Source organism: Pseudomonas sp. (genome assembly GCF_036387035.1).
Lineage (GTDB): Bacteria > Pseudomonadota > Gammaproteobacteria > Pseudomonadales > Pseudomonadaceae > Aquipseudomonas.
The window spans coordinates 16,421-33,472 of sequence record NZ_DASVUM010000166.1; the positions used below are offsets into that span (position 1 = coordinate 16,421).

The 17,052-nt window shown below is 62.8% G+C and carries 13 protein-coding genes; 5 read left to right on the forward strand and 8 right to left on the reverse strand.

Annotated elements, in window-relative coordinates:
• Positions 1-245 precede the first annotated feature (245 nt).
• From mreD to mreB, 3 genes are all read right to left on the reverse strand, one after another.
• Positions 246-737, reverse strand: a complete 492-nt coding sequence (gene mreD / locus VF672_RS15745; RefSeq protein WP_065990112.1) for a rod shape-determining protein MreD — start codon at positions 735-737, stop codon at positions 246-248.
• On the reverse strand, positions 737-1,906 hold the full coding sequence (gene mreC / locus VF672_RS15750; RefSeq protein ID WP_331105556.1) for a rod shape-determining protein MreC: 1,170 nt from the start codon (positions 1,904-1,906) through the stop codon (positions 737-739). The genes mreD and mreC overlap by 1 nt, the downstream gene beginning before the upstream one ends.
• 192 nt (positions 1,907-2,098) lie before the next feature.
• Positions 2,099-3,136 carry a rod shape-determining protein MreB gene (mreB, locus tag VF672_RS15755; RefSeq protein WP_020292894.1) on the reverse strand — a complete coding sequence of 346 codons (1,038 nt, stop codon included), beginning with the start codon at positions 3,134-3,136 and terminating at the stop codon, positions 2,099-2,101.
• A 207-nt stretch (positions 3,137-3,343) separates the two neighbouring features.
• Here mreB and gatC point away from each other — a divergent pair, with 207 nt between their 5' ends.
• From gatC to VF672_RS15780, 5 genes are all read left to right on the forward strand, one after another.
• The gene (gene gatC, locus VF672_RS15760; RefSeq protein WP_331105494.1) at positions 3,344-3,631 is read left to right on the forward strand and encodes an Asp-tRNA(Asn)/Glu-tRNA(Gln) amidotransferase subunit GatC; all 288 of its coding nucleotides are present in this window, start codon (positions 3,344-3,346) and stop codon (positions 3,629-3,631) included.
• A 15-nt stretch (positions 3,632-3,646) separates the two neighbouring features.
• Positions 3,647-5,098 (forward strand): Asp-tRNA(Asn)/Glu-tRNA(Gln) amidotransferase subunit GatA, encoded by a 1,452-nt coding sequence (gene gatA, locus VF672_RS15765; protein ID WP_331105495.1) that lies wholly within the window; start codon positions 3,647-3,649, stop codon positions 5,096-5,098.
• 11 nt (positions 5,099-5,109) lie between these two features.
• On the forward strand, positions 5,110-6,573 hold the full coding sequence (gene gatB, locus VF672_RS15770; RefSeq protein WP_331105496.1) for an Asp-tRNA(Asn)/Glu-tRNA(Gln) amidotransferase subunit GatB: 1,464 nt from the start codon (positions 5,110-5,112) through the stop codon (positions 6,571-6,573).
• Between the two features lie 147 nt (positions 6,574-6,720).
• Positions 6,721-7,095: a septal ring lytic transglycosylase RlpA family protein gene (locus VF672_RS15775; protein WP_331105497.1), complete on the forward strand. Its 375-nt coding sequence runs from the start codon at positions 6,721-6,723 to the stop codon at positions 7,093-7,095.
• A gap of 45 nt (positions 7,096-7,140) precedes the next feature.
• Positions 7,141-8,193 carry a calcium/sodium antiporter gene (locus tag VF672_RS15780; RefSeq protein WP_331105498.1) on the forward strand — a complete coding sequence of 351 codons (1,053 nt, stop codon included), beginning with the start codon at positions 7,141-7,143 and terminating at the stop codon, positions 8,191-8,193.
• A gap of 166 nt (positions 8,194-8,359) precedes the next feature.
• On the opposite strand, the gene VF672_RS15785 is transcribed toward VF672_RS15780, so the two are convergent.
• From VF672_RS15785 to ptsP, 5 genes are all read right to left on the reverse strand, one after another.
• The gene (locus VF672_RS15785; protein ID WP_331105499.1) at positions 8,360-9,301 is read right to left on the reverse strand and encodes an AEC family transporter; all 942 of its coding nucleotides are present in this window, start codon (positions 9,299-9,301) and stop codon (positions 8,360-8,362) included.
• A gap of 240 nt (positions 9,302-9,541) precedes the next feature.
• A complete protein-coding gene (locus tag VF672_RS15790) occupies positions 9,542-11,104 on the reverse strand; it encodes an alkaline phosphatase D family protein (protein ID WP_331105500.1) in 1,563 nt (520 codons plus the stop codon).
• A gap of 265 nt (positions 11,105-11,369) precedes the next feature.
• A complete protein-coding gene (locus VF672_RS15795) occupies positions 11,370-13,100 on the reverse strand; it encodes a PTS fructose-like transporter subunit IIB (RefSeq protein WP_331105501.1) in 1,731 nt (576 codons plus the stop codon).
• Positions 13,101-13,116: 16 nt separating this feature from the next.
• Positions 13,117-14,055, reverse strand: coding sequence for a 1-phosphofructokinase (pfkB, locus tag VF672_RS15800; RefSeq protein WP_331105502.1), 939 nt, complete (start codon positions 14,053-14,055; stop codon positions 13,117-13,119).
• The gene (ptsP, locus tag VF672_RS15805; RefSeq protein WP_331105503.1) at positions 14,055-16,916 is read right to left on the reverse strand and encodes a phosphoenolpyruvate--protein phosphotransferase; all 2,862 of its coding nucleotides are present in this window, start codon (positions 16,914-16,916) and stop codon (positions 14,055-14,057) included. Before ptsP ends, pfkB begins: the two co-directional genes overlap by 1 nt.
• Positions 16,917-17,052 lie beyond the last annotated feature (136 nt).

The window sequence follows — 17,052 nt, forward strand, 5'->3', positions numbered from 1 at the left end:
GCGTAGCCTTGGTGCACACCGCAGACGTGATGGTGACCACACCGGCCTCTTCCCGGCTGAAGCCGGTCCCACTAAAAACAGATCGCGTATCTGATGCCAATCTCACTGATGCGTCGCGTGCTTGTGGGACCGGCTTTAGCCGGGAAAGCGTCGGGTGTCACGCCGCAGAATTGAGGGTGCTCGCACTGGCCTCTTCCCGGCTGAAGCCGGTCCTACAAAAACTGGCAGATGCCGTTCCCACTTACCTAATTGATCTTCAACCGCAGCCGCAACCCACGCAGACCATAGCTGACCCACGGCCAGAGCAAAGCGCTGACCAAGGCTGGCAACACCAACGCGAGGGTGGGCTGGCGATTGCCGGTCAGGGCGCTGAGCCACAACTGCACCAGCTGCGCGAGGCCGAATATCACCAGGATCACCAGACACTGCTGCCACATCGGGAACATCCGCAAGCGCTGCTGCAACGACAGCACCAGAAACGTAATCAGCGTGAGGATCAATGCGTTCTGCCCCAGCAACGTGCCGTAGAGCACATCCTCGGCCAGCCCCAGCATCCACGCCGTGACCATGCCGATCTTGTGCGGCAGCGCCAACGCCCAGAAGGCCAGTAACAGCGCGAGCCACAAGGGGCGAAAAATCTCCATGAACTGCGGCAGCGGTGAAACGCTGAGCAGCAGGCCGATGGCGAAGGTCAGCCAGACCACCCAGCCGTTTCGTGCGGGAGCGTGACGCGCCATTATTCTTCCCTCTCGCGTGGGGCGGCCGGGGTCGCAGCGGGTGTCGCCGGTCGGGTGGCGGCAGGTTTTGCCGCAGGTTTGGCCGGCGGCTTGCTGGTCGCGGGCTTGGCAGGCGTTGTTGTCGCCGGGGCGGTGGTGGCCGGAGCCGACGCGTTGGTACTGGACGGCGTCGACGAAGCACTGCGCGCAGCAGGTTTCGGCACGGTGGCCGGAACGACAGGTTTGTTCGGCGTGGCCGCAGGGGCAGCGCCCGGCACAGTCGCCGATGGCACCGCTGCCGGATCAGCCGCCTGACGATCAAGGGATTCCTGCTGCTGCGCGGCGTCGGCAGCGCGCTCCTCAGGGGAACGGCCGTCCGAGAACACCAGCAACAGATAACGACTGCGGTTCAATGCCGCGGTGGGGACTGCCCGCACAATGGCAAAAGGCTGGCCGGAGTCGTGAATCACTTCCTTGACCGTCGCCACCGGATAACCGGCCGGGAAACGCTGACCCAGGCCGGAACTCACCAGCAGGTCGCCTTCCTTGATGTCAGCGGTGTCCGCTACGTGGCGCAGCTCAAGACGTTCCGGGTTACCGGTGCCGCTGGCAATCGCGCGCAGACCGTTGCGGTTCACTTGCACCGGAATGCTGTGGGTGGTGTCAGTCAGCAGCAGCACACGGGAGGTGTACGGCATCAATTCGACCACCTGCCCCATCAAGCCGCGCGCGTCTAACACTGGCTGGCCCAGAACCACGCCGTCGCGCTCACCCTTGTTGATGATGATCCGGTGAGTGAACGGGTTGGGGTCCATGCCGATCAGCTCGGCGACTTCGACCTTTTCGTTGACCAGCGCCGATGAGTTCAGCAGCTCGCGCAGGCGCACGTTCTGCTCGGTCAGGGCAGCCAGCTTTTGCAGGCGGCCTTGCAGCAGCAGGTTTTCGGTCTTGAGTTTTTCGTTTTCGGCGGCGAGTTCGGTGCGGCTGCCAAACTGGCTGGCGACGCCCTGATACAGGCGCTCGGGCAGATCGGCAATCCAGTAAGACTGCATCAGCACCAGCGACATCTGACTGCGGACAGGCTTGAGCAGGGTGAAACGCGCGTCCACGACCATGATGGCCACAGACAGCACGACCAGCACCAGTAGACGGACGCCCAGGGACGGGCCCTTGGAGAAAAGCGGTTTAATGGGCCGCTCCTTCCAGAGATGCGTGAGTGGGGCTGTGCTTATTCATGCGACATGAAACCGGCCTGATGCGGGTTGATGGAAATGCAGGGTGCCAGACTTGCAACATCGCTGCGCGACGTCAACAGGTCGGACACGAACAGGCAGCACGGTAAGGTGCTGCCCGTTAAGCGCAACATGCTGCGTTCCGGCGATTTATTCGCTGGAGAGCAGGTCCATGGTGTGCTTGTCCATCATTTCCAGCGCACGACCACCGCCACGCGCGACGCAGGTCAGCGGGTCTTCGGCCACGATGACCGGCAGACCGGTTTCCTGAGCCAACAGTTTGTCCAGGTCACGCAGCAGCGCGCCACCACCGGTCAGCACCAGACCGCGCTCGGCGATGTCCGACGCCAGCTCTGGCGGGGATTGCTCCAGCGCGCTCTTCACGGCCTGAACGATGGTTGCAAGGGATTCCTGCAACGCTTCCAGCACTTCGTTGGAGTTCAGGGTGAAGGCACGTGGCACGCCTTCAGCGAGGTTACGGCCGCGTACGTCGACTTCACGCACTTCCCCGCCCGGGTAGGCGGTACCGATTTCCTGCTTGATGCGCTCGGCGGTGGATTCGCCGATCAGGCTGCCGTAGTTGCGACGCACGTACGTGATGATCGCTTCGTCGAAACGGTCGCCACCCACACGCACGGACTCGGCGTAGACAACGCCGTTCAGGGAGATCAGCGCGATCTCAGTGGTACCGCCACCGATGTCGACGACCATTGAACCGCGAGCTTCTTCAACCGGCAGGCCGGCACCGATGGCTGCTGCCATGGGTTCTTCGATCAGGAATACTTCACGGGCGCCGGCACCCAGAGCGGATTCGCGGATGGCGCGACGCTCGACCTGGGTCGATTTGCAAGGCACGCAGATCAGCACGCGAGGGCTTGGCTGCAGGAAGCTGTTCTCGTGAACTTTGTTGATGAAGTACTGAAGCATTTTTTCGCACACGCTGAAGTCGGCGATGACGCCGTCTTTCATGGGGCGAATGGCGGCGATGTTGCCCGGGGTACGGCCCAGCATTCGCTTGGCTTCCATCCCGACAGCAACAACGCTCTTCTGATTTCCGTGGGTCCGAATGGCCACAACTGATGGCTCATTCAGCACAATGCCGCGCTCACGCACGTAAATAAGGGTGTTGGCAGTGCCCAGGTCGATGGAAAGATCGCTGGAAAACATGCCACGCAGTTTCTTGAACATGGGGAAAGGACCCTAGGCAACGCGTGGGTAAAAAAGTGCGGCAAACTCTAACAACGACAGGGATTTTGGGCAAGGAGCCAATATGTTAAATTGGCGGTTTTTCCGAGCACTACCCTGGAAGATCGCGGCCTTATGACCGTTTAAAGGGCGTAGTGTTCCGCAATCTGACGTACGGCTCACCCCGTGCGCATTCCACTGGAGAACCCCATGGCGCTTGATCGCTCCGACGTGGAAAAAATCGCTCATCTGGCCCGACTGGGCCTCAATGACGCCGATATCCCGCGTACTACTGAAGCACTGAACAGCATTCTCGGGCTGATTGACCAGATGCAGGCGGTCGATACCACCGGCATCGAGCCCCTCGCGCACCCCCTCGAGGCCTCGCAACGCCTGCGTGTGGATGCGGTTACCGAGGTCAATCATCGCGATACCTATCAAGCCATCGCACCAGCGGTCCAAGACGGCCTTTATCTGGTTCCGAAGGTCATCGACTAAGGGAATGTGCCTGCAATGCATCAAATGACTCTGGCAGAGATCGCTCGCGGACTCGCCGATAAAAAGTTTTCTTCCGAAGAATTGACCCGCACTCTGCTGGCGCGCATCGCCCAGCTGGATCCGCAGCTCAATAGCTTCATTACTGTCACCGAAGACCTGGCGATCACCCAGGCTCAGGCCGCCGACGCCCGTCGTGCGGCAGGCGAAACCGGCGCGCTGCTGGGGGCTCCCCTGGCGCACAAGGACCTCTTCTGCACCAAGGGCATTCGCACCAGCTGCGCGTCGAAGATGCTCGACAACTTCAAGGCGCCGTACGACGCCACCGTAGTTGCCAAGCTCGGCGCCGCTGGCACCGTGACCCTGGGCAAGACCAACATGGACGAATTCGCCATGGGGTCGGCCAACGAATCCAGCCACTACGGCGCCGTTAAAAACCCGTGGAACCTGCAGCATGTTCCTGGCGGGTCGTCCGGTGGTTCGGCGGCGGCGGTGGCGGCGCGTCTGCTGCCTGGCGCCACCGGCACCGACACCGGCGGTTCCATTCGCCAGCCTGCCGCGCTGACCAACCTGACCGGCCTGAAGCCGACGTACGGTCGCGTGTCGCGCTGGGGCATGATCGCCTACGCCTCCAGTCTCGATCAGGCCGGCCCGATGGCCCGCACTGCGGAAGACTGCGCGTTGTTGCTGCAAGGCATGGCTGGTTTCGACGTCAATGACTCCACCAGCATCGACGAACCCGTGCCGGATTACAGCGCCGGCTTGAATGCCTCATTGCAAGGCCTGCGCATTGGCGTACCGAAAGAGTATTTCAGTGCCGGTCTGGACCCACGCATCGCCGATCTGGTCATGGCCAGCGTCGAGGAGCTGAAAAAGCTCGGCGCGGTGGTCAAGGAAATCAGCCTGCCGAACCTGCAACACGCGATCCCGGCTTACTACGTGATCGCGCCGGCCGAGGCGTCCTCCAACCTGTCGCGCTTCGACGGCGTGCGCTTCGGCTATCGCTGCGAGGACCCCAAAGACCTCACCGATCTGTACAAGCGCTCCCGTGGCGAAGGCTTCGGCCCTGAAGTACAGCGCCGGATTCTGGTCGGCGCCTACGCGCTGTCGGCCGGTTACTACGACGCTTACTACTTGCAGGCGCAGAAGATTCGCCGCCTGATCAAGAACGACTTCATGAACGCGTTTGCCGAAGTCGACGTGATCCTGGGCCCGACCACGCCGAACCCGGCCTGGAAAATCGGCGCCAAGAATGCCGACCCGATCGCCGAGTACCTGGAGGACTTCTACACCATCACCGCCAACCTCGCGGGCCTGCCGGGCCTGTCGATGCCCGCTGGTTTCGCCGATGGCCTGCCGGTGGGCGTGCAACTGCTGGCGCCGTATTTCCAGGAAGGCCGCTTGCTGAACGTTGCCCATCAATACCAGCAAGTAACCGATTGGCACACCCGCTCGCCGGCTGGCTTCTAAGGAGAAAACACATGCAATGGGAAGTCGTCATCGGGCTGGAGATTCACACCCAGCTCACCACCCAATCGAAGATTTTCTCCGGCAGCGCCACCACGTTCGGCTCTGAGCCCAATACCCAGGCCAGCCTCGTCGACCTGGGCATGCCCGGCACACTGCCGGTGCTGAACAAGGAAGCCGTGCAGATGGCGGTCAAGTTCGGCCTGGCCATTGATGCCGAGATCGGCCAGCACAACGTGTTCGCCCGCAAGAACTACTTTTACCCCGACCTGCCCAAGGGCTATCAGATCAGCCAGATGGAGCTGCCGATCGTTGGCAAAGGCCACCTGGACATCACGCTGGAAGACGGCACCATCAAGCGCATCGGCGTGACCCGCGCCCACCTTGAAGAAGATGCCGGCAAAAGCCTGCACGAAGACTACAGCGGCATGACCGGCATCGACCTGAACCGTGCCGGCACCCCGTTGCTGGAAATCGTGTCCGAACCGGACATGCGTTCGGCGAAAGAGGCAGTCGCCTACGTCAAGGCGATGCACGCGCTGGTGCGCTACCTCGGCATCTGCGACGGCAACATGGCTGAAGGCTCGCTGCGCTGCGACTGCAACGTGTCGATCCGCCCCAAAGGCCAGGTCGAGTTCGGAACGCGCTGCGAGATCAAGAACGTCAACTCGTTCCGCTTCATCGAGAAGGCAATCAACAGCGAGATCCAGCGCCAGATCGATTTGATCGAAGACGGCGGCAAGGTCATTCAGCAGACCCGCCTGTACGACCCGAACACCAACGAAACCCGCGCCATGCGCAGCAAAGAGGAAGCCAACGACTACCGTTACTTCCCCGATCCTGACCTGTTGCCGGTGATCATCGAAGACGCATTTCTGGAGCAGACCCGCGCCACCCTGCCAGAGCTGCCGCCACAAAAACGCGAGCGGTTCCAGTCGCAGTTCGGGTTGTCGCTGTACGACGCCAGCGTATTGGCGTCCAGCCGCGAACAGGCGGACTTCTTCGAGAAGGTCGTCAGTATTTCCGGTGACGCGAAGCTTGCGGCCAACTGGGTAATGGTGGAGCTGGGTTCGTTGCTGAACAAGCAAGGCGTCGAGATTGACGAATCGCCGGTCAGCGCCGAGCAACTGGGCGGCATGCTGCTGCGCATCAAGGACAACACCATTTCCGGCAAGATCGCCAAGACTGTTTTTATCGCAATGGCTGAAAGTGAAGCAGTCGTGACAGGCCTTGGTAGTGCGGACGAGATTATCGAGCGTCTGGGTCTGAAGCAGGTCACCGACAGCGGCGCCATCGAGTCAATGCTGGATGACGTGCTCGCCGCGAACGCCGAACAGGTCGAACAATACCGCGCGGCCGATGAAGCCAAACGCGGCAAAATGTTTGGCTTCTTCGTGGGGCAAGCGATGAAAGCGTCGAAAGGCAAGGCCAACCCGGGTCAGGTCAACGAACTGCTCAAGCGCAAGCTGGAAGGCTGAAGGCATTCCCCGCAATGATTGTTCCCACGCTCCGCGTGGGAACACCTATCTGGACGCTCTGCGTCTGTTTTGTAACGCAGAGCGTCACCCTTTGCATTCCCACGCGGAGCGTGGGAACGATCAATTCCCGGATCAGGACCCTGCCCCATGCGGCGAATCCTCGGCGCTTGCGCCCTGCTCTCTCTGCTCGCCGGCTGTGCCAGTGACGGCATTATCGACCCGCACGGTTACAACGCCACCGGCAGCGCCTCGTATTACGGCTCCCAACACCAGGGTCAGCGCACCGCCAGCGGCGAACGCTTCGACCTCAATTCCCTGACGGCGGCGCATCGCCAACTGCCGTTCGGCACACGCGTGCAAGTCACCAATCTGGACAATGACCGCAAGGTGATCGTCCGTATCAACGATCGCGGCCCGCATACCCGGGGGCGGCTGATCGATGTGTCACGTGCAGCGGCTGCGCAATTGGGTATGCTGCGCAGCGGAACCGCCCAAGTGCGGGTACAAGCCCTCGACGACTGACTGGTGCCCTGAATTCTTGCCCTGACGAATCTTCCCCTGCCCACGGTGATCGAGTTGATCTGCGGCCTGCTGCTGATGATCATCGGTGCGCAACTGTCGGTGCGCGCTGCCGTGGCCCTCGCCGCCCTGCTCAAGACCCGTCCGTTATTCCTTGGCCTGACCGTCGTCGCGTTGGGCAGCAGTGCCCCGCAGCTGGCCGTCGGCCTGCAGGCGGCGTTCACGGACAGCACGGACATCGCCGTGGGCAGCGTGATCGGCAGCAATATTTTCAATGTGCTGGTCACGCTGGGGCTGTCCGCGCTGATCATCCCGCTGCGCGTGGCCCGGCAGTTGGTGCGCGTTGATCTGCCGCTGATGATCGCGGCCACCGCCCTGGTCGCCGCACTCGCGTGGAACGGTGAGCTGAGCGCGCTGGATGGCATCGTGCTGTTACTGGGCATGGCGGGCTATGTGTTCGTCGTGGTGCGCCAGTTTGCCCACGGCGCCCGGCATGTGCCGAGAACGGACCTTGCACCGCGCCGGCGCATCGGGCCCTTGCTGGGCCGGCTGGTCCTGATGGCCTGTGGCCTGGCTCTGCTGACGTTTGGCAGTCATCTGTTGGTCGGCGCGGCCGTCTCGGTTGCACTGGACCTGGGCCTGTCGGAGCGCGTCATCGGCCTGACAGTGATCGCCGTGGCAACCTCGCTGCCCGCGCTGATGACCTCGCTGGTCGCGGCATTGCGCGGCGAGCGGGACATCGCCGTGGGCAATATCATCGGCAGCAACCTGTTCAACCTGCTGGGTGTACTCGGCATTACCGCGTTGATTTCGACAGGCCCGCTGTCCATCTCGCCCAATGCGCTGGATTTCGATTTGCCGGTGATGCTGGGGGTCGCAGCGCTGTGCGTGCCGCTGTTTTATTCGGGCTATCGCATCAGCCGACTCGAAGGCCTGTTGCTGCTCGGCCTTTACGCGGTGTACGGGCTGCACATCGTCTCATTCACCACAGGGATGCCCCTGGCCGAGCGGCTGGAGCGCCTGATGATTCATTACGCGCTACCGGTGATTGCGCTATGTGTCGTCGTGGGTACGGTGCGGGCCTGGCGTCGTCAGCATTGATCAACTGCGGTTGAACCGCGACCCACTGTAGAAGCCGGCTTGCTGGCGAGAGCGGCAGATCAGTGACGAGGATGTCGCCTGACGCACCGGGTTCGCCAGCCAGCCGGCGCCTACGGATTGCGATCCAGGCCGTGGAATGTCGCCAGTGAGAGCATGGCTTTATTGCCTAAATCCAGCCGCCCCACTGCAGAATGAAGATGCCGATATTGGTCGTCACGGCCGCCGCCAAGGTGGTCATGACGATGATCGACGCGGCCAGCTCGTGATTGCCATTGGCCGCGCGGACCATGACGAAACTGGCCGACGCCGTCGGTGCGCCGAAGTACAGAAACAGAATACCCAGCTCCGCATGACGAAAGCCCAGCAACCACGCACCCAGCGTGCAGATCAGCGGCAGCCAGACCATTTTCATCAAGCTCGCGCTGATTGCCAGCGTGCCGCTCTCTCGCAACGACTTCAACGACAGCGTGCCGCCAATGCACATCAACGCCAGCGGCAAGGTCATCTGCGCCAGATAGCTGCCGGAGGTGTCTAGCCATTTAGGTAGAGGGATCTGGAAGTAGGCGAACGGCGTAGCGAGGACAATGCTGATAATCAGCGGATTGGCCATGACGCTCTTGGTAATGCTCCACGGGTCGGACTTGATGACCGGGCTGTAGACCGCCAGCACGACGGTGGACAGGGTGTTGTAGAAAAGGATAACCAGCGCGGCGAGGATCGCGCCGAGAGAAATGCCATAGTCGCCATACATGCTCGCGGCCAGGGCAAGGCCGATGACGCCATTATTGCCGCGAAACGCCCCTTGGGTGTAAGTGCCACGCTCGGCGAACGGCACGCGGTAAATGGCCCAACCCCATGACAAGGCGAAACCGGCCAGCGTGGCGACGATGAAATAGATCAGGACGCCGGGCTGCAGCGCCGCATGAAGGTCAGCGTGAATGATCCCCAGAAACAGCAGTGCGGGCATCGTGCAGTTGAACACCAGCGATGAGGCGGTGTGGATAAAGCTGTCGTTGATCCAGCCAACGCGCTTGAGCAACACGCCGAGAAACAGCATCGCGAAAACCGGCGCGGTGATGTTCAGGGTTTCCAGAAAGATTGCCAGCATGCACGCCAAACCCTGAGCCGTCGTTAGGTAGCTAATGATAGGCCAGCGGCGCGGGAAGTGTTACCGGCAATTGCACAGTTGTCGTACAACTCCGGGGCCGCGGGGTCAGACCGAAATAAACGGCCGCTGCACAAATCCAAGGAGCCGGCTCGCTGGCGAAAGCGGTGGATCCGGGACGAGGTGTCGCCTGACACTCCGGGTTCGCCAGCAAGCCGGCTCCTACAGTGACCGCGTTCCGGATCAAGCCTGGTTGGCAGGCTGCAGCTTCTTCTCGAACACCGAAACCCCGTCCAGATCGCGCAGCGTCACGGTCATCTCCGCGCTCTGTCCATCAATGTTCACTTCGCCGAAAAACTGGAATCCGGCGAACGGCGAGGTGTTCTGCGCCGGCGGGGCCTTCTGGAACACCAGTTCGGGCCCAAACGTTTTATCCAGGGTGTTGGGCCCGAAACTGCCAGCGTTCAACGGCCCGGCAACAAACTCCCAAAACGGATCGAAATCCTGAAACACCGCCTGCTCAGGGTGGTAGTGATGAGCTGCGCAGTAATGGACATCGGCGGTGAGCCAGACGGTGTCGCGCACCTTCTGCTGGCGCAGAAAGCCCAGCAGTTCGGCGACTTCCAGTTCGCGGCCTTTTGCCGCGCCATCGTCGCCGTTGGCAATGGCCTCCCAACGCATCACGCCCGGGCTGATCTCGCCATCAGGCACCCCGAGGCCGATGGGCATGTCCGCGGCAATGACTTTCCATTGGGCGCCGGACGCTTGCAGTTCGCGCTTGAGCCAATCGAGCTGTTCACGGCCGAGAAACGCAGTGGTTGGCCCCGGTTGGGAAGCCAGATTGGCGTCGTTGCCATCGCGGTAACTGCGCATGTCGAGCACGAATACATCCAGCATCGGGCCGTAGCTGATTTTGCGATAGACCCGCCCGCCGTTGTCGGCGCTCTGCAAACGCATGGGCGCGTATTCGAGAAACGCCTGACGCCCGCGCGCCGCCAACAGCTGGATATCCTTGACCTTGTAGCGGTCGTCGAGCTGTTTGCTCGGCGACCAATTGTTGGTCACTTCGTGGTCGTCCCATTGCCAGATCTGGGGGACCTCGGCATTGAAGCGGCGCAGGTTTTCATCCATCAGGTTGTAGCGGTAAGCGCCGCGGTATTCGTCGAGGGTCTCGGCGACCTTGCTCTTCGCCTCGGTGGTGATGTTGCGCCAGACCCGCCCGCCCTCAGTGACCACTTCGGCAGGCACCGGGCCGTCGGCGTAAATCGTGTCACCGCTGTGAATGAAGAAGTCCGGCAAGCGCAGGCGCATGGCTTCGTAGATGCGCATACCTCCGATCTCGGGGTTGATGCCGAACCCTTGGCCGACGGTGTCGCCACTCCAGACGAAGCGAATGTCGCGGCGGTTGACCGGCACGCTGCGCAGATGCCCGAACCAGGGTTCGCTGGGGACACCGGTTTGTGCGTCTTCGAAGAACACGCGGTAGAAAATGGCTTGATCCGCCGGCAGGCCGGTCAGCTCGACGCGGGCGGTGAAGTCCGTGCGGTGGTCGGCGAGCAGCGAGACCGCGCGCCGGGGCTGGGTGAACATACTGCGGGTGTCCCATTCAACCACCATGCGCGCCGGCCGATCGGTGCGACTCCAGACCATGGCGCGGTCGCCCAGCAGGTCGCCGGACTGCACCCCATCGGTCATCTTCGGGCGATCCTTGACCGACGCAATGACCGCCGGCGCAAGCCCCGGCAACAACAATCCGGCGCCAGCGGCCTGGATGATACGGCGGCGAGTCAGGTCGAACCGGGACATGCTTATCCTCCTTAGGCGAATGCCAAAAAGAGGAAACTAGCAGCCGATTGTTTGCAGGAGATGACAGCGGACCGGAACAGCCGCTGGTGAAGAATCACACCGCACATTTGAGGGCGCGCCCAATGGCCCCTTCCCGGCTAAAGCCGGTCCCACTAAAAGCATTGCGTCTCCAGCGGGGCCGGCTGGAACCTCAACCTGTGGGACCGGTTGAAACCCAAACTTGTGGGACCGGCTTTAGCCGGGAAGAGGCCGGTACTGCCTGCGATTATGCCCCGGCTGGCACGGCGTCAATTTCCACGGTTTCGGGCCGTTTCAGCATCGCATAGAGCACGCCGGTCACGACACTGCCCGCAACGATCGCCAGCAGGTAGAGCAGCGCATGGTTGATCGCATTCGGGATCAGCAGGACAAACAACCCACCGTGCGGCGCCATCAGTTTGCAGCCGAAGAACATCGACAGCGCACCGGTCAACGCGCCACCGACGATGCTCGCCGGGATCACCCGAAGCGGATCTTTCGCCGCAAACGGAATCGCACCTTCGGAGATGAAGCACAGGCCCAGTACGAACGCCGCCTTGCCCGCTTCACGCTCGCTCTGAGCGAACTTGCGACGGGCGATCAGGGCGGCAATGCCCATGCCGATCGGCGGCACCATGCCGGCAGCCATCGTTGCCGCCATCGGCGCGCCGCTGCTCGACGCCAGCAAGCCCACCGAAAAGGCATAGGACGCCTTATTGATCGGCCCACCCAAATCCACGCACATCATCGCGCCCAACAGCACGCCGAGCAGTACGGCGTTGGCGGTGCCCATCGTGTCAAGGAAGTGCGTAAGGCCTTCGAGCATACCGGCCACCGGCTTGCCCACCACGTAAATCATGACCAACCCGGTGAACAGGCTCGCCAGCAGCGGAATGATCAAGATCGGCTTCAGCGCTTCGACACTCGCTGGCAGCTTCGCGTAGCGATTGACCGCCCACGCGCTGTACCCCGCCAGAAAGCCCGCGATGATCCCGCCAATGAAGCCGGCGCCCAAAGTGCTTGCCAGCAGCCCACCGATCATCCCCGGCGCAAGGCCCGGACGGTCGGCAATGGAATAAGCGATGTAGCCCGCCAGCAGCGGCACCATCAATTGGAAGGCTGCGCCAGCGCCGATCTGCTTCAAGGCGGCCGCCAGCGTTCCCGGCTCTTCCGCCGCGTGGATGCCGAACACGAACGACAACGCAATCAGCAAACCGCCCGCCACCACCATCGGCAGCATGAACGACACACCGGTGAGCAGGTGTTTGTAGACGCCAGTCTTTTCCTTTTTGACGGACGCCTTGGAGGCCGACGCCGTGGATTCGACCTCCGCCTCCTCCAGCGCTTTGTTCAGCGTGGCTTCGGCTTGCTTGAGCGCCACGCCCGTGCCGCAGCGATAGATGCGCTTGCCGGCAAAACGCTCGGTGGCGACTTCGATATCGGCCGCCAGCAGCACCACATCGGCGTCGGCAATTGCCTGGGCGCTGAGCGGGTTACGCGCGCCCACCGAGCCCTGGGTTTCCACCTGCAGGTCATACCCGAGCTTTTTTGCCGCCTGCTGAATCGCCTCGGCGGCCATGAACGTGTGAGCAACACCGGTCGGGCACGCGGTCACCGCCACCAGCCGTGGCTGCGCACTGGGCGCAGCGGCCACAGCGGAGGTCGCGGTGTGCTCGGTCGCCAGCGCGGCCGCAGAACGCAGAAAGCCATCGGCGTCCTGCAGCGCTTGCGCGGGTGTGGCCTGATACAGGCGCTTGCCGGCGAACCGCGCCAGGTCCAGCGCACCGGTGTTGACCACCAGCACCCAGTCGGCGGCCTCGATATCGCCCGGCGACAGTTGCTTTTCCGGATGACGCGGGTCGTGAATCTCGACGCTGGTGCTCCAACCCTGACGCTGCGCCGCGGCATCGAGCAGCCGGGCGCTGAGGACGCTGCTGATTTTGCCGTTCGGACAGGCCGTAACGATGGCTAACTTCATCACACTTCCTCTCTTGTCATGCCGTCAGGACGCGGACATTCACGCCGCTTTCCAGACGTTTGAGTTGCGCCGGATCATTGATGCCAAAGCCGATCTGGGTGACGGCCATGGCCGCGATGGCGGTGGCGGTGCGCAAGGTGAGCTCGGGGGTATGGCCGCAGAGCAAACCGTGAACCATTCCCGCCAGCAGCGAGTCCCCTGCGCCAACCGTGCTGGCGACGGTGACCTTGGGCGGCAGCGCCTGCAACGCGACGTCGGCACTGAACCAGTGAACGCCTTCCGAGCCTTGGGAAATCACCACATGCCCGATGCCGCGTTGGCGCAGGTCCGCCGCGGCTTGCGCTTGCGCGGCGATAGAAATGATCGGCGCATTGAGCGCGTCGGCCAGTTCCTCAGTGTTGGGTTTGATCATCCACGGCGAAGCTTCCAGCCCGGCGCGCAGTGCTTCGCCGCTGGTGTCCAGCGCGACCTTCAGGCCCATCGCGTTCAAGCGCAGCAACAGGGTTTTGAGCCACTGCGCGCTGACCCCACGGGGCAGACTCCCGGCCACGACCACCGCATCAAAGCCTGCCGCGATCTGTTCAACGCGAGTGGCCAGCGCCTGTTGCGCTTGCACGCTGACTTCGGGGCCCGGGCCATTGAGGTCGGTGATGCGCCCGCTGCTTTCGGCCAGCTTGATATTGCTGCGCGTCTCGCCGGGCACCCGCACGAACTCGTCGACAAAGCCGCGCTTGGCAAACAAGGTTTCGAACGGCTGCTGGTTATCGACGCCGAGGAAGCCGGCGACAGTCAGCTCATGCCCCAGATCAGCCAGCACCTGAGCAACGTTGATGCCCTTGCCGGCCGCGTGGCTGAGCATGGCGTCGCTGCGGTTGACCTGGCCGACCTGCAATGGGCCCAACTGCACGGTCAGGTCCAACGCCGGGTTCATGGTCAATGTCAGAATTTTTGCCATTACAGCCCCTCCACCAAGGCTCGCACGTCAGCCGCGCTGCCAACGGACAGAGCCGTCTGCGCGAGTTTCCGGGCTTCGATCAGATTCAATTCGCGGACGCAGGCTTTGACTTCGCCGATGCTCCGCGCCGAGACGCTCAATTCATCCACACCCAGGCCGACCAGCACCGGCACCGCCAGCGGGTCCGCAGCCAATTCGCCGCAGACGCCCACCCATTTGCCCTGGGCATGCGCCGCACGCACGGTGATGTCGATCAGTTGCAACACCGCCGGGTGCAGGCCATCGGCCTGGGCGGACAGGGTCGGGTGACCGCGGTCGATTGCCATCGTGTACTGGGTCAAGTCGTTGGTGCCGACGCTGAAGAAGTCCACTTCCCGGGCCAGTACCGGCGCCAGCAGCGCCGCCGACGGCACTTCGATCATGATGCCCAGCTGCAAATCGGCAACCGGAATCTCCAGACGCAGGCGCTCAGTCATATCACGGGCCTGACGCCATTCTTCAACGGTGCCCACCATCGGAAACATGATGCGCAGCGGACGATTGTCGGCAGCGCGCAGTAATGCACGCAGCTGGCTCTCCATGATGTCCGGGCGCTGCAAGGTCAGGCGAATGCCGCGCACGCCCAGAAACGGGTTTTCTTCTTTGTCGATGGGCCAGTAAGGCAGCGGTTTGTCACCGCCCACGTCCAACGTGCGAACCACCAGCGGGCGGCCGTCGAGGTCGTCGAGGACGCGGCGGTATTCGGCTTCCTGAGTCGCTTCATCAGGCGCAGAACTGTGCGCCATGAACAACAATTCGGTGCGCAGCAGGCCAATGCCTTCGGCGCCCTGCTCCACTGCGGCGGGCGTGCCCGCGCTGTCACCGATGTTGGCGAACACCTCAACGGCATGGCCGTCCTGAGTAATGGCAGGCTCCATGCGCAGCGCGGCGGCGGCCTTGAGGCGTTGCTCACGGGTATCGCGGTCCTGCAAGGCGCGTTGAAGGGTCGCCTCGTCCGGCGCGACGTCGAGACGCCCTCGCTGGCCGTCGATCAACAACTGCGTGCCGGACTTGATCAGCAGCACCGCGTCACCTGCCCCCACCAGCGCCGGAATGCCCAGGGCCCGGGCAACGATAGCGCTGTGGGCCGTGGCGCCGCCGCGCGCCGTAAGAATGCCAGCGACACGGGCAGGGTCCAGGCGCGCGACGTCGGACGGGCCGACCTCGTCCATCACCAGAATGTACGGCTCTTCGGGCTCAACCAAGTCCTCGACGCCACAGATCTGCGCCAGCACGCGGCGGCCTACATCACGCAAATCAGCGGCCCGCTCGGCCAGCAGCGCATCTTTGAGCTGTTCCTGCTGACGCGCGGCGGCTTCAATCACCGTCACCCACGCTGCTGCAGCGCTTTCGCCTTGTTTCAGGCGCTGCGCCACTTCGTCCACCAGTTCGGGGTCGGCGAGCATTTCCTGGTGCGTGACGAAAATCTCCCGGATGGCCTTCGCCGTGCTGCGTTGAATCAATTGCTCGATGTCGATGCGCACCTGAGCCAGTGCGTTGTGCAGACGCTCATGTTCGGCGCTTTGCGATTCGCCTTGCGACGGATAATCGAACACCGGCAGGACATGCACATGGGCCGGGCCGACGGCGATGCCGGGCGCGGCAGGCACAGCCTGAATCTGTGAACCGGCGGCCGGCGCGCTGAGGGTTTTCTCGACAACCTTCGGGGCTGGCGTGACTTCGGTATGGGTCGGCAACGGCTCGATTTCTTCGCCCAGCCCTTCGAGCACCGCAGCGATCAGCGCGGGCAAGGCCTCGGCGGCAATCGTCGGTTCGGCAATGAACTCAAGGGACTGACCGCGCTGCACGCCAAGGCTCAGCAACTTGCTCAGGCTTTTGGCTGACACCGGATTCTCGGTGCCGTCGACGATGCGCACGCGGACATCACCGTCGAAGCCTTTGGCCAACTGCGCGAGGATTTTTGCCGGTCGCGCATGCAGGCCGTGGGCATTGGCGAGGGTCACGCGCTCGCTCGGCCAGTCCGGCGGTACTTCGCCGCCCAACGCCTGAAGCACGGCGCGACTGCTGGTGGCCTGGCCCAACTCGTGACCGCGGCCTTCGATCAGCAAGGTGCAAAGGCGCTCAAGCAATGCCTGGTGCGATTCGCCCAGGCTCGCCAGGCAAAACAGACCGGTCAGTGACTGACCCAAATGACGCATGGGTTTGTCCGGGGTGACGAACGCCAGCCCGGGCTTATTGACCATCTGCTCGCTGTGCAGCCACCAGAGGCCTTCGCCCAATGGCAGCGGCTCGACCTGCTGGAGCACCGCGGCGAAACCGTTGTTCACGCACTCGGCCTTGCGCAACAGACGCGCGCCACGCCAGACGAGTTCTTCGAAATCATCGACCGTGACGCCCAGGCTGATCATCTGCGCATCGAGGGCCAGTTCTTGCGGTGCGCCCTGCAGCAATTTGAGCAGCGATTCGGGGTCCTTCGCCTGACGCAGTGCTTCGCCCAGATCATTCTCGCCGAGGGCGCGGGTCAGCAGTTGCAGCAAGCGCAGGTGTTCATCGGACTTGGCCGCGATACCGATGGCCAGGTAAACGATTTGTCCGTCGCCCCAGTCAACGCCTTGGGGAAATTGCATCAGGCGCACACCGGTGGCGAACACTTGGTCGCGGGTCTGTGGCGTGCCGTGGGGAATGGCGATGCCTTGCCCCAGAAAGGTCGAACCCTGTTGCTCGCGCGCCTGCAAGCCTGCAAGGTAGCCGGCAGCAACCAAGCCATCGGCGACGAGCAAGTCAGCCAGCAGTTGCAACGCGGCGGGCTTGTCCACCGCCGACTGGTCCATGGAAATTTGCTCTATGGTCAGCTCGAGCATTGCGTTCTCCTGTGCTGCGCGGGGTCGCGCCAGATTCTTGTTGTAGGATCGGTCATACGCGTCGATGACGTACCGTTGCGCATATTGGAATGCGTAGATTCGCATTGATGCTTACATTCAGCGGCGATAGCGCGAT

Coding starts and splice junctions, on each gene's coding strand:
- VF672_RS15795 (WP_331105501.1), bottom strand. CDS start 13,100: ATGAAGTTAGCCATCGTTACGGCCTGTCCGAACGGCAAAATCAGCAGC.
- VF672_RS15775 (WP_331105497.1), top strand. CDS start 6,721: ATGCGGCGAATCCTCGGCGCTTGCGCCCTGCTCTCTCTGCTCGCCGGC.
- pfkB (WP_331105502.1), bottom strand. CDS start 14,055: ATGGCAAAAATTCTGACATTGACCATGAACCCGGCGTTGGACCTGACC.
- mreB (WP_020292894.1), bottom strand. CDS start 3,136: ATGTTCAAGAAACTGCGTGGCATGTTTTCCAGCGATCTTTCCATCGAC.
- ptsP (WP_331105503.1), bottom strand. CDS start 16,916: ATGCTCGAGCTGACCATAGAGCAAATTTCCATGGACCAGTCGGCGGTG.
- mreD (WP_065990112.1), bottom strand. CDS start 737: ATGGCGCGTCACGCTCCCGCACGAAACGGCTGGGTGGTCTGGCTGACC.
- gatA (WP_331105495.1), top strand. CDS start 3,647: ATGCATCAAATGACTCTGGCAGAGATCGCTCGCGGACTCGCCGATAAA.
- gatC (WP_331105494.1), top strand. CDS start 3,344: ATGGCGCTTGATCGCTCCGACGTGGAAAAAATCGCTCATCTGGCCCGA.
- VF672_RS15785 (WP_331105499.1), bottom strand. CDS start 9,301: ATGCTGGCAATCTTTCTGGAAACCCTGAACATCACCGCGCCGGTTTTC.
- gatB (WP_331105496.1), top strand. CDS start 5,110: ATGCAATGGGAAGTCGTCATCGGGCTGGAGATTCACACCCAGCTCACC.
- VF672_RS15790 (WP_331105500.1), bottom strand. CDS start 11,104: ATGTCCCGGTTCGACCTGACTCGCCGCCGTATCATCCAGGCCGCTGGC.